The sequence below is a fragment of the Pseudomonas sp. SJZ077 genome (assembly GCF_007993905.1).
Lineage (GTDB): Bacteria > Pseudomonadota > Gammaproteobacteria > Pseudomonadales > Pseudomonadaceae > Aquipseudomonas > Aquipseudomonas mandelii.
This window is the reverse complement of the sequence record NZ_VIUJ01000012.1, coordinates 120,498-133,612: the sequence shown is the minus strand read 5'-3', so window position 1 is coordinate 133,612 and position 13,115 is coordinate 120,498. Positions and strand designations below refer to the sequence as shown.

Below are 13,115 nucleotides of genomic sequence, written 5' to 3'. Positions count from 1 at the left end.
TTGGAGCAACCCATAAACCCTGGGCGAACACCGACCCTGTGGGCGCGAGCCTGCTCGCGATAGCGTCATGTCAGTCGACATCTTTATTGCCTGACAGACCGCAATCGCGAGCAGGCTCACGCCCACAGTGTGGATTGGTGGCGTTGCCTGAGCTGTTTATAATCCCCCGCTTGCCCGACATTGAGACCGGTATGACCGCCATCCACATCAAGTTCCCTTCCCTGACCCTCAAGGCCGGCCCGAGGGCCTTGGCACGCATCCGTGAAAACGGTTTGAGCGCCGCCGATGTCGGCACGTTGCCGGGGGCCGCCGGGGGGCCGAAAGCGTTGGGGATTCAAGGTCTGGACCTGGCGTTGTTTGGCGAATGGCTGCCGGCCGCACCGCGCGAGCGTGCGTTGATCGGAGCGTCGGTGGGCTCCTGGCGCTTCGCCAGCGCCTGTCTGCCGGACGCCGCCGAAGGCATCCGGCGCCTCGGTCACCTCTACACCGAGCAGAACTTCGACAAGGGCGTGACCATGGCGCAGATCAGCCAGAGCTCCCGGCGCATGCTCGATGAACTGCTCGACGGTCGCGATGCGTCGATTCTGGACAACGCCCACTACCGCCTGAACATCATGGTGGTCAAAAGCCACGGCTTGCTCGCGGACGATCATCGCGGCCGTCTCGGGCTGGGCCTGTCGTCGGTGATCGCCGACAACCTGCGGGGGCGCGCACGGCTGTCGCGGCATTTCGAACGGCTGATCATCCATGACCCGCGTCTGGCGCCGCCGGTCCATGCACTCAACGACTTCCCGTCACACTTCGTCGCGCTGAATGCCGGCAACCTGCGTCAGGCGCTGCTTGCGTCGGGCTCGATCCCGATGGTGATGGAAGGCGTGCGTGACCTGCCGGGCGCAGGCGCGGGGACGTTTCGCGATGGCGGCCTGCTCGACTATCACCTCGACCTGCCCTACAGCGGCAACGACATCGTGCTCTATCCGCATTTCACCGACCGGGTCATTCCCGGCTGGTTCGACAAGACCCTGCCGTGGCGCCGAGCCTGCCCGGCGCGGTTGCAGGATGTCCTGCTGCTGGCGCCATCGAAGGACTACCTGGCGCGCCTGCCCTACGGCAAGCTGCCGGACCGCAACGACTTCAAACGTTTCATGGGCGATGCCCCGAGCCGGCAGAAATACTGGCGTGCGACGATGGACGAAAGCCGTCGCCTGGGCGACGAGTTCCTCGAACTGGCCGCCAATGGTCGCCTCGGCGAGCGCTTGCTGACCCTTTAGTCAGTGTTTTGCCCGGCGCTCTGGTAAACTCGCCGCCTGCCCACATCGCCGCGGCGATCGCCACCTGACAGAGCTGAAATCACTGTGGAAATCTTCAAAGAGTTTACGTTCGAATCCGCCCACCGCCTGCCTCACGTACCGGAAGGCCACAAATGCGGCCGTCTGCACGGCCACTCGTTCAAAGTGGCGATCCACTTGAGCGGCGACCTCGATCCGCACACCGGCTGGATTCGCGACTTCTCGGAAATCAAGGCGATTTTCAAGCCGTTGTACGAGCGCCTCGACCACAACTACCTGAACGATATTCCCGGCCTGGAAAACCCGACCAGCGAAGTGCTGGCCAAGTTCATCTGGAAGGAACTCAAGCCCCTGCTGCCGGAACTCAGCGCGATCCGTATCCACGAGACGTGCACCAGCGGCTGCATCTATCACGGCGAGTAACCCCCTCTAAAAGACAACTCAATTCCCCTGTGGGAGCGAGCCTGCTCGCGATAGCGCCCTGTCAGTCGCATTGCTGCCATGTGTGCCGACGCTATCGCGAGCAGGCTCGCTCCCACAAGGGGCAATGCGTTTCGTCAGTGATACAAAAAACAGCCTTCATTGGCTGTTTTTTTATGCCTATGCTTTTTGGCTCGAACATGCCAAGAGGACATCCCCATGAGGACTGACTGGCCGCTGGCTCAGACCTATCGCTTCAACGGGCATTCCGTTCGCTACGCCGTGCGCGGCGACGGCCCGCCACTGGTGTTTGTGCACGGCACGCCCTTTTCGTCTTACGTGTGGCACCGCATCGCTCCACATTTCATCACCACCCACCGGGTGCATTACTTCGACCTGCTGGGTTATGGGCAATCCGAGAAAATCACCGGCGACGTATCGCTGGGGGTGCAGAACGACCTGTTGGCGAGCTTGCTCGATCACTGGGGCCTGGCGCGGCCGGACGTGGTCGCCCACGACTTTGGCGGTGCCACCGCGCTGCGCACGCACCTGCTCAACGGCAAGGATTACCGCAGCCTGACATTGATTGATCCGGTGGCGTTGACGCCCTGGGGTTCGCCGTTCGTGCAGCATGTACGCCAGCATGAAGCGGCGTTCAGCGGACTGCCCGATTACATTCAACAGGCGATTGTGCCGGCATATATTCGCGGGGCGATCAAGCGCGACATCCCCGATGAAGAGCTCGACCCGTATGTACAACCGTGGCTGGGCGATCCCGGGCAAGCGGCGTTCTATCGGCAGATTGCGCAGATGGACGAGCGTTACACCCGCGAGGCTGAGGTGTTGTACCCAACGGTGCGTTGCCCGGTGCAGATTCTGTGGGGCGAGGAGGATCAGTGGATTCCCATCGAGCGTGGACGGGCACTGCATCAGATGATCGCCGGGTCGCAATTTCATGCGGTTCCCAATGCCGGGCACCTGGTTCAGGAGGATGCGCCCGAGGCCATCGTCGCGGCTTTACTGCGGTTCCTGCCCTTAATCCAGCCCTCCTGAAGAAACCGAAACCCTGTGGGAGCGAGCCTGCTCGCGAATGCGGTGTATCAGTCGACATCTACATTGCCTGACACACCGCATTCGCGAGCAGGCTCGCTCCCACATGGGCTCTATATTCCTTCAGGTGCACCGCATTTGTGCCCCTCCCGCGCCAAACTCTCCGCCTCGACTATAAGTAACTGCATATCCAGCCATTGGCACGACCACTGCAACCCCTCCCGCGTCACCCATTCAGCAAGGAACGCCACATGACGCAAAAAGATCCGGGCAACGATTACCCTCTCAGCGAAGTACCGATGCATGCCCGCAAAGGCCTCGCCTCCACCGCCATGGTGCTGCTGGGATTTACCTTCTTCACCGCCACCATGTTCGCCGGCGGCAAGCTCGGCGTGGCGTTCAGCTTTAGCGAGATGATGGCGGTGATTATCGTCGGCAATCTGCTGCTGGGAATCTACGCCGCAAGCCTGGGTTACATCGCCTTCAAGAGCGGCCTGAATTCAGTGCTGATGGGGCGTTTCTGCTTCGGTGAAGTGGGCAGCAAGCTCAGCGACTTGATCCTCGGCTTCACCCAGATCGGCTGGTACGCCTGGGGCACGGCCACAGCCGCCGTGGTGCTGGGCAAATATTTCGAACTGAGCGAGGGCACGGTGTTGGGTCTGATGGTGCTGTTCGGCCTGGCGTTTTGCGCCACCGCGTATGTCGGTTATCGCGGGCTGGAAATCCTCTCGTACATCGCGGTGCCCGCCATGATGTTGCTGCTGATGCTGTCGATGTGGGTCGCCACGGTGAAGGTCGGCGGGCTCGATGGACTGCTCGCGGTGGTTCCGACGGGAACGCTTGACTGGTCGACCGCGATTACTTTGGTCTTTGGCACCTTTGTCAGCGGCGCCACCCAGGCCACCAACTGGACGCGCTTCTCTCGTTCCGCCCGGGTCGCGGTGCTGGCGAGCCTGATCGGCTTCTTTATCGGCAACGGTTTGATGGTGTTGATCGGGGCCTACGGGGCCATCGTCTACCAGCAACCGGACGTGGTCGAAGTGCTGCTGTTGCAAGGTTTCGCCATGGCCGCGATGGCCATGTTGCTGCTCAACATCTGGAGCACCCAGGACAACACCATCTACAACTTCGCCGTCGCCGGCTGCAACCTGTTGCGCACCGGCCGCCGCAAAACCGTGACCCTGGCCGGCGCGGTGATCGGCACCTTGCTCGCGCTGCTGGGCATGTACGACATGCTGGTGCCGTATCTGATTCTGCTGGGCACGGTGATTCCGCCGATAGGCGGCGTGATCATGGCGGATTTCTTCTACCGCTATCGTGGTCAATATCCTCGTCTGGCCGATGCTCGATTGCCGGCGTTCAACTGGCCCGGTTTGACCGCCTATGCCGTCGGCACCGTCGCCGCATTCAGCTCGCCCTGGATCGCGCCACTGGTAGGGATTGCCGCTGCCGCGCTAACGTATGTGCTATTGACCAGCGTACTGGGTGCCCGTGCCGCTGAAGCTCCCTTACAAGATCTATAAAAGGATTCGCCTGATGCACATCATCAACGCCCGCCTGCGCAACCAAGAAGGCCTGCATGAGTTGCACCTGGAAAACGGCCTGATCCGCACCATCGCCCGTCAGACCGAAGCCCCCACCCTGGGGCCCGACGACCTCGACGCCGGCGGCAACCTGGTGGTGCCGCCCTTTGTCGAGCCGCACATTCACCTCGACGCCACCCTCACCGCTGGCGAGCCACGCTGGAACATGAGTGGCACGCTGTTCGAGGGCATCGAGTGCTGGGGCGAACGCAAGGTGACCATCACCGAGGAAGACACCAAGGCCCGCGCCAAGAAAACCATCCAGACCCTCGCTGCCCACGGCATCCAGCATGTGCGCACCCACGTCGACGTCACCGACCCGCAACTGACTGCGCTCAAGGCAATGCTTGAAGTGCGCGAGGAAAGCCGGCACCTGATCGACCTGCAAATCGTCGCGTTCCCGCAGGAAGGCATCGAGTCCTACCGCAACGGCCGGGAGCTGATGGAAGAAGCGATCCGTATGGGCGCCGATGTGGTGGGGGGCATTCCGCATTTCGAATACACCCGCGATCAGGGCGTCAGCTCAGTGAAGTTTCTGATGGACCTCGCCGAGCGCACCGGCTGCCTGGTGGACGTGCATTGCGACGAAACCGACGACCCGCATTCACGGTTTCTGGAAGTGCTGGCCGAAGAAGCCCGCAGCCGTGGCATGGGTTCGCGGGTGACCGCCAGCCACACCACGGCCATGGGCTCTTACGACAACGCGTACTGCGCCAAACTCTTCCGTCTGCTCGGGCATTCAGGGATCAGTTTCGTCTCCTGCCCCACCGAAAGCATTCACCTGCAAGGGCGCTTCGACACCTTCCCGAAACGCCGTGGCGTGACCCGGGTCAATGAGTTGCTGGAAGCGGGGATGAACGTGTGCTTTGGCCAGGATTCGATCGTTGACCCGTGGTATCCGCTGGGCAACGGCAACATTCTGCGGGTGCTGGAAGCGGGGCTGCATATCTGCCACATGCTGGGGTATCGCAACCTGCAAAGTGCGCTGGACCTGGTCACCGACAACAGCGCCAAGGCCATGAACCTTGGGGACCGTTATGGGCTGGAGGCCGGACGGCCGGCGAATTTGCTGATTCTGTCGGCGGACAGTGACTACGAGGTGATTCGCAGCCAGGGGTTGCCGTTGTATTCGGTGCGCGATGGCAAGGTGTTGATGAAGCGGACGATGCCGGTGGTGGAATGGGCGGATCAGCTCTGAAATTTCGCTGATTGGGCGGGCCTCTTCGCGAGCAGGCTCGCTCCCACAGGGGGGGGCGAGCCGATCATAAACCCCCTGTGGGAGTGAGCCTGCTCGCGATGGCTATCTAATAATCAACCCATCAACCGCGCCGTGCCAAACAGCCTGACCCGACTCAATTTCCCCTCCGACTCTTCCAACAAAACCGGCGCCGTGCCGCCCGGCATGACGACTTTCACTTCACCCGCCGTCACCCAACCCACCCGCCACGCCGCACACGCCACCGCACTGGCGCTGGTGCCTGACGACGCCGTCGGCCCTTCCCCGCGCTCAAACACCCGCGCCACCACTCTCCCCTCTGACTCAAGCATCGCCCATTGCAAATTCACCCCCGCCGGAAACGGCTGCCCAGCCCCGGTCGGCGCGGCATAGGCGATACGCATCAAGCCTTGGGCCAAGGGCGATTCTCGCATCTGCTCATTGCTGGGCAACGCGTCGGCATTCGTCAGCAGCGTCACGCAATGGGGATTGCCGATGCGCACAAACTGGCTGCGGTTCCAGGCAGGATCAAGCGCCGACAACGGCTGCACATGGCTGACTTCGCGCTCGTTCAGCGTCACGCGTTCAGCCTCGCGCGCACCCACCGCTTGCGGCCCGAACGAAGGCTTGCCCAAATCCAGCCAGAACCCTTGAACACCGTCGACCTCAGCGGCGTCCACAGTGGTTTCCACCGGCGAAACCGCATCGCGTTTGTCGTGATGAACCCGCAGCAGGCACGCCTGGTCCTCGGGCATCAATCCTTGCTCGCTGAGCGCCTGGGAAAAAATCGTCAGCCCATTGCCACTGCGCTCGGCCAGGGTGCCGTCGGTATTGACGATCAACAGATCAAAGGGTGGCGAGGATTGAAACGGCCCCACCAACAGCCCGTCGCAGCGATGGTCTTTGCTGCCCGATGGCTGTGAACCGGGCGCCCAACTGCAGAATGCCTCGATAGCGGCCGATGCCCAGTGCTCGCGGATCTGCGCGGCGTCGCGAGCCTGGTCCGGCAAATCGATACCGCGACCGCGCACCTCGTCGGGCGTCAGCACCGCGTAGATATTGCCTCGAGCATCGTAGAACGGCGTCATGGATCAGTCCTGAAAGTCAGCTTGAAAAGAGCCCGTACTGTAGGCGTCAACGGCCTGCGATGAAATACCGCCCCGGCGTCACGCCAAACGTTCGCCGGAACATCGCAATGAACGCGCTGACATTGTCGTAGCCCAGTTCCAGGGCGATGGTGGTCACCGGTACGTCGGCGGCGAGTAACTCCAGCGCTCGCAGCAAGCGTGCGCGCTGGCGCCATTGGCTGAAGCTGAAGCCTGTTTCATCGACGAAGCGCCGGGCCAGGGTCCGGGCGGACAAACCGGCCCATTGCGCCCACTCGGTGAGCGAACGGTTGTCGGCGAGGTCGTCGGCCAGCGCCTGACTGATCCGCCGCAGACGCGGGTCGAGCGGCAGCTTCAGACCGAAGGGCTCGGCGGGCAGCGCGGCGACCTCATCCACAATCAATTGAGCGATCCGCTCCTGTCGCTGATCCAGCGGTCCCTCGCTCCAGGTCGCCGCCCGGTCGACGGCCTCACAAAGCAAACCCGAAGTCGCAATGATGCAGGGTTGTCCGGGCAATACGACACAGGCCGGCGCGACCACGTAGACACTCCAGCCATGGAAGGGGCCGTGGGAGCGCAAGCCATGCACACAGTCGGGTGGAATCCACACCGCATGGGTCGCCGGCACCACCCAGTGATGATCTGCCGCCTCCACCGTCAACAGCCCGCGCCGCGCGCCCAACAGTTGCCCGCGCGCATGCCGGTGGGGAGCGCTGGTGCGCTCAATGGGACTGTCCAGGACCGAGGCAATCACCAGCGGCCCTGCGTTGGATTGCGCCTGTTCAATAGATATCAGCGGTTCAGCCATTGGCAGTTTCACGTTATCGAATGACCCGGATAGCGCAGTTTAGCCATGAGCAACGGATTAGTCTGGGCACTCATTCACCGGAGTCTCAACCATGCGCGCCGAAGACCTGCTTCCCGACGATCTGAACCAAAGCCAATTCAATGGAACTGTCGTGCGCAAAGGCACGGTCGGGGCCTTTCTGATCAATGCCCGGATGCTGATCGATCCCCAGACACCGGAGGATCAACGCACGGCCGCCACGCAAGACATTCTCCAGGCGTTGCCGGCGCTACGTGCCCTGGGCCTGTTCGAACTGATGCAGGTGCGCGACCCACTGGTTCGGGCGTTGTGTGAGCAAGAGCCGGGCGTTCCTCCAGTCACTCAGTTATAAATCCCTCGACACTTATTGCGAACAAGTCTGCCAGATCTGTCAGTTATGACAGCAGACAAGCCTTCGCCCCCGGGCCAGAGTGAAGCTCCTGATGCACGTTCGGAGGAAGGTCATGAAACGGGCTTCCCTAGTGTCCCTGCTCATTGCCCTGGTACTCGGCGGAGTAACTGCAGGCGTTAAATTGGTCTACGACGTCGTACCCAACCACATGGCCGAAAACAATCGCAATGAACCGCTGTTCCTCAGAGGCCGGAGCGAATGCCGCCATGATTGTGGCGCCTGCGATAAGGGCGATACCTTCCTCGATGGCAACGCCGATCTAAAGACCGACAACCCGCGCGTGTTCGAAACCTTCAACGCCGAATTCATCACGCTGCGCGACGATTATGCCGTGGGCTCATCGCTGGAACTGGGGGCCTGGGATCCTCGTCATGCCGTGGCATTGGCCCACAGGCCTGCGCAGAACCAATGGAACGGTTCGATTGATGTGCCGGCGGATCAGGACATCCTGTGGAAATGCATCGAGCGCAATAACGACGCGTCGCACGCAGTGCGTTGGCAGCCAGGACCAAACGTCAGCTACACCAGCGGCACCGAGAGCGAGACAAGAGGCACCTTCTAGATTGGCGTTGCAGGTCTGAAAAGAGGGCGCGACATGAGCAGCCGATACCCGATCTCTCCCATGGAAACGCTATACAGCGAGGGCCGGAAATCCTTCATCGACCTGGTTCCTGACGGCGCAACTCGCCTGGAAGCACTGTTCAGAACGGTCCCGGCCCTGGGCGAACTGGCGGTGGGTGTTGTTTACGGTTATTTGCATGACCGTTCTGACTTGGATCCTCGTCTGCGTGAAGCGGTGTCGTTTGCTGCGATTGTCGCGGCGGGCATGGTCGGGCCACCGTTGAGTGTGCATTTCAAGACAGGGCTGGCCTCGGGGCTCGCACCGGCAGAACTGACGGGGATATTGCTGCAGGCTTCAGCTTTCGCCGGTTTTCCGAGAGCGGTGGCTGCGGCCGATCAGCTCAATCGACTGTTTGACGAAGCCGCAATTGTTTCGCCGCCTCCCCCCACACCGCGCGAGGTAGCGCTGGCGTTTTGTGAGCAAGTACGCAATGGCAAATCAGCCGTCCCCCTGAGTGCTGCGATCAAACGCCTGTTACGCCGCTCGCTGCGCCTTTCGATCCAGGCGACAACGGCCAGCACCGTCATTGTTGAATGTTTCGACGACGAGCCCTCCCTTCCTGCCGCGCTCTTGCACATTCAAGTGCAAGGAACGCAGATCGTCTCGGTGACACGTTTTATTGCTCGTTGATCGACAACCGTTCGTGACCACAGCCAGTGCGTCGGAAAATATCGCTGCAAACCTTCAGCATCCACACGTTGTCGCCTGCACAGGCGATTAACTCGCGGCCTGCGCTCGCGACAGAGGGCCAGGCTATGCAAGGATGTCGCCCTGCCTGACCGCAAACCGCTGTGGACGCTGACCGAACCCTATGGGTCAGTCACTGTCCCTTTGGGAATGCGACGTTTTTTTGCCAAGGATCGATATGACCAGCCTCAATACCCAAGCCTCATTTGTTCCCGGACGCCTGGAGCAGATGTCCACCCGCATCGCCTTTTTCATTGCCGGTCTTGGCATCGCCGCCTGGGCGCCGCTGGTACCTTATGCCAAGGCACGGGCCGGGCTCGACGAAGGGACGCTCGGGTTGTTGCTGTTGTGCCTGGGGGTGGGCTCGATTCTGGCGATGCCGATAGCTGGCCTGCTCGCCACGCGTTTCGGCTGCCGTCGGGTGGCAACCGGAGGGACGTTGTTGATTTGCGCGGCGTTGCCGTTGCTGGCCACCGTGTCGTCAATACCGGCATTGATCGCCACGCTGTTCATGTTCGGCGCGGGCCTGGGCACGGTGGACTCGACGGTGAACCTGCAAGCGGTGATCGTCGAGCGGGCCAGCGGCAAGAACATGATGTCGGGGTTTCACGGGATGTTCAGCCTCGGCGGGATTGTCGGCGCGGCAGGTGTCAGCGCCCTGCTCGGCTTGGGTCTGTCGCCGTTGGGGGCGATGGCGGTGGTGATCGTGGTTCTGGTGCTGGCCTTGCTCAAAGCCGCGCCGCACCTGTTGCCTTACGGCAGCGAAAGCTCGGGACCGGCGTTTGCCGTGCCCCATGGCATCGTGCTGTTTATTGGCGGCATGTGTTTCATCGTGTTCCTGGCCGAAGGCGCGGCGCTCGACTGGAGCGCGGTGTTCCTGGCGCAGGAACGCGGGATTGACACGGCGTATGCGGGGCTCGGTTACGCCGCGTTTGCGCTGACCATGACCGCCGGACGGCTGACCGGGGACCGGATTGTCCGACGCCTGGGCGCGACGCGGGTGATGGTGTTCGGCGGCCTGATGGCGGCGGCGGGTTTGGCATTGGCGACGTTTGCGCCGGCCTGGGAGGCGGCACTGGTCGGGTATGCGTTATTGGGTGCGGGCTGCTCGAACATCGTGCCGGTGCTGTACACCGCGGTCGGGAAACAGACGGTCATGCCTGAGCACATTGCAGTGCCGGCCATTACCACATTGGGCTACGCAGGAATTCTCGCGGGCCCGGCAGTGATCGGCTTTATCGCCCATGGCAGCAGCTTGAGTTTTGCCTTCGGGTTGATGGCGGTGTTGCTGGTGGCGGTAGCCATTGGCGGGAAAGTGTTGAAGGTTTGAAAGCTCAAGCCTCGCTCCTACAGGTTCGGTGGTCCCTGTAGGAGCGAGGCTTGCCCGCGAATGAAGGCGACTCGGGTTATCAGAACCCGACGCTGGCCTGCACAAAGAACGTGCGTGGTGCACCGACGTACATCCCCGAGTTGTTGTCGCTGGAGCGGGTGAAGTACTGCTTGTCGAAGATGTTTTTTACCCCGGCCCCGAGCTTCAGATTCGACAACTGCGCGCCGAAGTCATACCCACCGCGCACGTTCCAGGTTACGTAGCCCGGAATGTCGCCGTACTGACCATCAGCAGAGCCTTCGGTGATGTAGTTGTTGGTGAAGCTGCCATCGGCGTTCACCGCAACGCCCGGTGAGCGCTGCTTGGACTGGGCAAACGCGTCGAGGTTGTAGGTCCAGCGGTTGATGTCGTAACGCAGGCCGGCGGTCGCCACCTGGCGCGAATAGAACGGCAGGTCACGGCCCTTGAAGCCTGGAATTTCACCTTCATACACGGCGCGGGTGTAAGTGAACCCGGCGTTGGCGGTCAGGCCGTCGAGCCGTGGGTCCAGTGCCGCCATGTTGTAGTGCACCGACGCCTCGATGCCCTGGTGCGTGGTCGCGCCGAGGTTGGTCCAGCCCGCGTCATTACTGATGTATTGCAACTCTTTATCGAAGTCGATGTAGAACGCCGTCAACTCACCGCCCCACACCTCATTGTTGTAGCGCGTGCCGACTTCATAAGTCTTGGCCTTTTCCGGCTCCAGGCCATTGGCGGGTTCATCCCCCGTGCCACCCTGACCCAGCTGGAAATACTGCAGGCTGCCGAACGAGGTTTCGTAGTTGGCGAACAGCTTCCACTCCTCCGACAGGTGATACATCACGCTCAGGGCAGGCAGTGGCTCGTTGCTTTCGATGCTGCGGTTTTTCTCCGGTACACGTCTGCCGGCGGTGTCGAGCACGGCGCGGTCGTGCCAGTCGGTGCTGATGTGTTCGAAGCGGATGCCGGGCGTAATCGTCCAGTTACCGACGTCGATTTTGTTGTCGACGTACACCGAGTTGGCTTCAGTGCCGCCGGTACGATCCTGGTACACATGGCCGTCCGAACCAGGACGAATCACTGGCTCGTTGTTGACCAGCGCCAGGCGGCTCGCCTGCTCGTGCATGCCCTCCTTGAGGTAGCGATAACCGACACTGACTTCCTGGGTGGTCGGGCCGACGTCGAACACACGGGACACCCGCGGTTCTATACCGAAGGTGTAATACGTGCGCGGGAACGAGCCCAGGGTTTGCTGATTGCGAGCCGCAATATTGCTGCCACGGAAGCTGTCGGTGTAGTACGTCAGCACTTCGGCCTGAGTGCGATCATCGAGCTGCCGCGTCCACTTGAACGAGACATCCTTGCGGCGCCCGCTGAAGTTGTCGTTATTGCGGTCGGACTGAAACGGATTGGCGTCGTACTGTGCCTGGGTCAGGCCGCCGGGCATGTCGGCGCTGGCGTCGTAGTAGTGAAAGTTGAGGCTGAAATCGTCGACATCGGTGGGCGCCCAGTGCGTCTTGAGCATCACGTCGTCGATGTCATTGCCGTTGTTGCGCTCGCGGTAACCGTTGCCGTTCACGCCGGAATACAACAGCGCCATGCCGATGCCATTGTCGGCGGTGCCGCCGAGGAATGCGGTGTCGATGTGCTTCCAGCCGCCGTGCCGGGACGTTTCCAGGGTGGTGCCGATTTCGCCGGTGGCTTTTTCCGGGATCGCGCGCGTCACGAAGTTGATCACGCCACCGACGTTCTGCGGTCCATAACGCACGGAACCGGCGCCGCGCACCACGTCGATGCTGTCGAGGTTGCCGGAGGAAATCGGCGCCATGGACAGTTGCGGCTGGCCGTAGGGCGCGAAGGCTGCCGGTATGCCGTCGATCAGCACGGTGGAGCGTGGCGACAGGCGCGAGGTCAGGCCGCGCACGCCGACGTTCAGGGAAATGTCGCTGCCGCCGGTGCCGTTGGCGTCCTGCACTTGCACGCCGGGCACGCGCTTCAATACGTCGCCAACGTTCATGGCGCCCTGCTCGACCATCGCTTCGCGGCGGATCACGGTACGTGCGCCGGGATGGTTCTGCACCACCGCAGCGTCGGCATCGCCGAGCCAGTCGCCGACCACTTTGATGTCGGTCATGCCCAGCTCGATCGGGCCGGCCGTTGCGGAAGTCGGCGCCGGCATCAGGGTCACCGAGCCTTGATCGATCTGGTATTGCAGGCCGCTGCCTTGCAGCAATTGGCGCAAGGCCTGTTCCGGCGAGAGGTCGCCGTCGACGGCGGGGGCCTGTTTGCCGGCCACCAGCTCAGGACTGAAGAAAACCTGCAACGACGTTTGCTGACCCAGCTCACTCAAGGCCTGGCCCAACGGTTGCGCGGGAATATGAATGCCGTCGGCGGCAAATGCCTGGGGAAGCGCGGCACTGACGGCCAGCGCGAGCGCAAGCCGCAGCCAAGGTGACTTATTGTTTTTAGCGGTGGTTTTCTTCACGTCGAACATTGTCCTGTAGATCGCAAGAGTGTGCGGCTGTTAATGCAAACCAGTTGCAGTTGGACAAGAAG

12 protein-coding genes are annotated in these 13,115 nt (G+C 61.9%); 9 read left to right on the top strand and 3 right to left on the bottom strand.

Features of this window, described 5'->3' with window-relative positions; translation table 11 throughout:
- The first annotated feature begins 191 nt into the window (after positions 1-191).
- The 5 genes from FBY01_RS18835 (at position 192) to codA (ending at position 5,540) form a co-directional block, all read left to right on the top strand.
- Positions 192-1,271 carry a patatin-like phospholipase family protein gene (locus tag FBY01_RS18835; protein WP_145308975.1) on the top strand — a complete coding sequence of 360 codons (1,080 nt, stop codon included), beginning with the start codon at positions 192-194 and terminating at the stop codon, positions 1,269-1,271.
- Between the two features lie 84 nt (positions 1,272-1,355).
- Entirely contained in the window at positions 1,356-1,712 is a 357-nt protein-coding gene (queD, locus tag FBY01_RS18830) for a 6-carboxytetrahydropterin synthase QueD (RefSeq protein ID WP_008152165.1), read from the top strand.
- A 216-nt stretch (positions 1,713-1,928) separates the two neighbouring features.
- The gene (locus FBY01_RS18825; protein WP_145308972.1) at positions 1,929-2,762 is read left to right on the top strand and encodes an alpha/beta fold hydrolase; all 834 of its coding nucleotides are present in this window, start codon (positions 1,929-1,931) and stop codon (positions 2,760-2,762) included.
- Between the two features lie 248 nt (positions 2,763-3,010).
- Positions 3,011-4,282 carry a cytosine permease gene (gene codB, locus FBY01_RS18815; protein ID WP_145308970.1) on the top strand — a complete coding sequence of 424 codons (1,272 nt, stop codon included), beginning with the start codon at positions 3,011-3,013 and terminating at the stop codon, positions 4,280-4,282.
- A gap of 13 nt (positions 4,283-4,295) precedes the next feature.
- Positions 4,296-5,540, top strand: a complete 1,245-nt coding sequence (gene codA, locus FBY01_RS18810; RefSeq protein WP_145308968.1) for a cytosine deaminase — start codon at positions 4,296-4,298, stop codon at positions 5,538-5,540.
- Between the two features lie 113 nt (positions 5,541-5,653).
- Here codA and FBY01_RS18805 read toward each other — a convergent pair whose 3' ends face one another.
- Both FBY01_RS18805 and FBY01_RS18800 read right to left on the bottom strand, forming a co-directional pair.
- The gene (locus tag FBY01_RS18805) at positions 5,654-6,646 is read right to left on the bottom strand and encodes a diaminopimelate epimerase (RefSeq protein WP_145308966.1); all 993 of its coding nucleotides are present in this window, start codon (positions 6,644-6,646) and stop codon (positions 5,654-5,656) included.
- 46 nt (positions 6,647-6,692) lie between these two features.
- Positions 6,693-7,472, bottom strand: a complete 780-nt coding sequence (locus FBY01_RS18800) for a helix-turn-helix domain-containing protein (RefSeq protein ID WP_145308964.1) — start codon at positions 7,470-7,472, stop codon at positions 6,693-6,695.
- Between the two features lie 91 nt (positions 7,473-7,563).
- Between FBY01_RS18800 and FBY01_RS18795 the strand changes: the two genes are divergently transcribed.
- The 4 genes from FBY01_RS18795 to FBY01_RS18780 all read left to right on the top strand — a co-directional run bounded on the left by FBY01_RS18795 (position 7,564) and on the right by FBY01_RS18780 (position 10,541).
- A complete protein-coding gene (locus FBY01_RS18795) occupies positions 7,564-7,842 on the top strand; it encodes a hypothetical protein (protein ID WP_010458533.1) in 279 nt (92 codons plus the stop codon).
- Positions 7,843-7,954: 112 nt separating this feature from the next.
- On the top strand, positions 7,955-8,464 hold the full coding sequence (locus tag FBY01_RS18790; protein WP_178113273.1) for a carbohydrate-binding module family 20 domain-containing protein: 510 nt from the start codon (positions 7,955-7,957) through the stop codon (positions 8,462-8,464).
- A gap of 33 nt (positions 8,465-8,497) precedes the next feature.
- Entirely contained in the window at positions 8,498-9,154 is a 657-nt protein-coding gene (locus FBY01_RS18785; RefSeq protein ID WP_077748871.1) for a carboxymuconolactone decarboxylase family protein, read from the top strand.
- 235 nt (positions 9,155-9,389) lie between these two features.
- Positions 9,390-10,541 (top strand): MFS transporter, encoded by a 1,152-nt coding sequence (locus FBY01_RS18780; protein WP_083374629.1) that lies wholly within the window; start codon positions 9,390-9,392, stop codon positions 10,539-10,541.
- Positions 10,542-10,620: 79 nt separating this feature from the next.
- Here the strand turns inward: FBY01_RS18780 and FBY01_RS18775 are convergent, their stop codons facing one another.
- Entirely contained in the window at positions 10,621-13,044 is a 2,424-nt protein-coding gene (locus tag FBY01_RS18775) for a TonB-dependent receptor (RefSeq protein WP_102594638.1), read from the bottom strand.
- Between the last annotated feature and the right edge of the window lie 71 nt (positions 13,045-13,115).

What these genes read in the sequence shown, in the direction of transcription:
- FBY01_RS18785 (WP_077748871.1), top strand. Translation starts at nt 8,498, where the DNA reads ATGAGCAGCCGATACCCGATCTCTCCCATGGAAACGCTATACAGCGAG.
- codB (WP_145308970.1), top strand. Translation starts at nt 3,011, where the DNA reads ATGACGCAAAAAGATCCGGGCAACGATTACCCTCTCAGCGAAGTACCG.
- FBY01_RS18835 (WP_145308975.1), top strand. Translation starts at nt 192, where the DNA reads ATGACCGCCATCCACATCAAGTTCCCTTCCCTGACCCTCAAGGCCGGC.
- FBY01_RS18800 (WP_145308964.1), bottom strand. Translation starts at nt 7,472, where the DNA reads ATGGCTGAACCGCTGATATCTATTGAACAGGCGCAATCCAACGCAGGG.
- FBY01_RS18780 (WP_083374629.1), top strand. Translation starts at nt 9,390, where the DNA reads ATGACCAGCCTCAATACCCAAGCCTCATTTGTTCCCGGACGCCTGGAG.
- FBY01_RS18805 (WP_145308966.1), bottom strand. Translation starts at nt 6,646, where the DNA reads ATGACGCCGTTCTACGATGCTCGAGGCAATATCTACGCGGTGCTGACG.
- FBY01_RS18795 (WP_010458533.1), top strand. Translation starts at nt 7,564, where the DNA reads ATGCGCGCCGAAGACCTGCTTCCCGACGATCTGAACCAAAGCCAATTC.
- FBY01_RS18825 (WP_145308972.1), top strand. Translation starts at nt 1,929, where the DNA reads ATGAGGACTGACTGGCCGCTGGCTCAGACCTATCGCTTCAACGGGCAT.
- codA (WP_145308968.1), top strand. Translation starts at nt 4,296, where the DNA reads ATGCACATCATCAACGCCCGCCTGCGCAACCAAGAAGGCCTGCATGAG.
- FBY01_RS18790 (WP_178113273.1), top strand. Translation starts at nt 7,955, where the DNA reads ATGAAACGGGCTTCCCTAGTGTCCCTGCTCATTGCCCTGGTACTCGGC.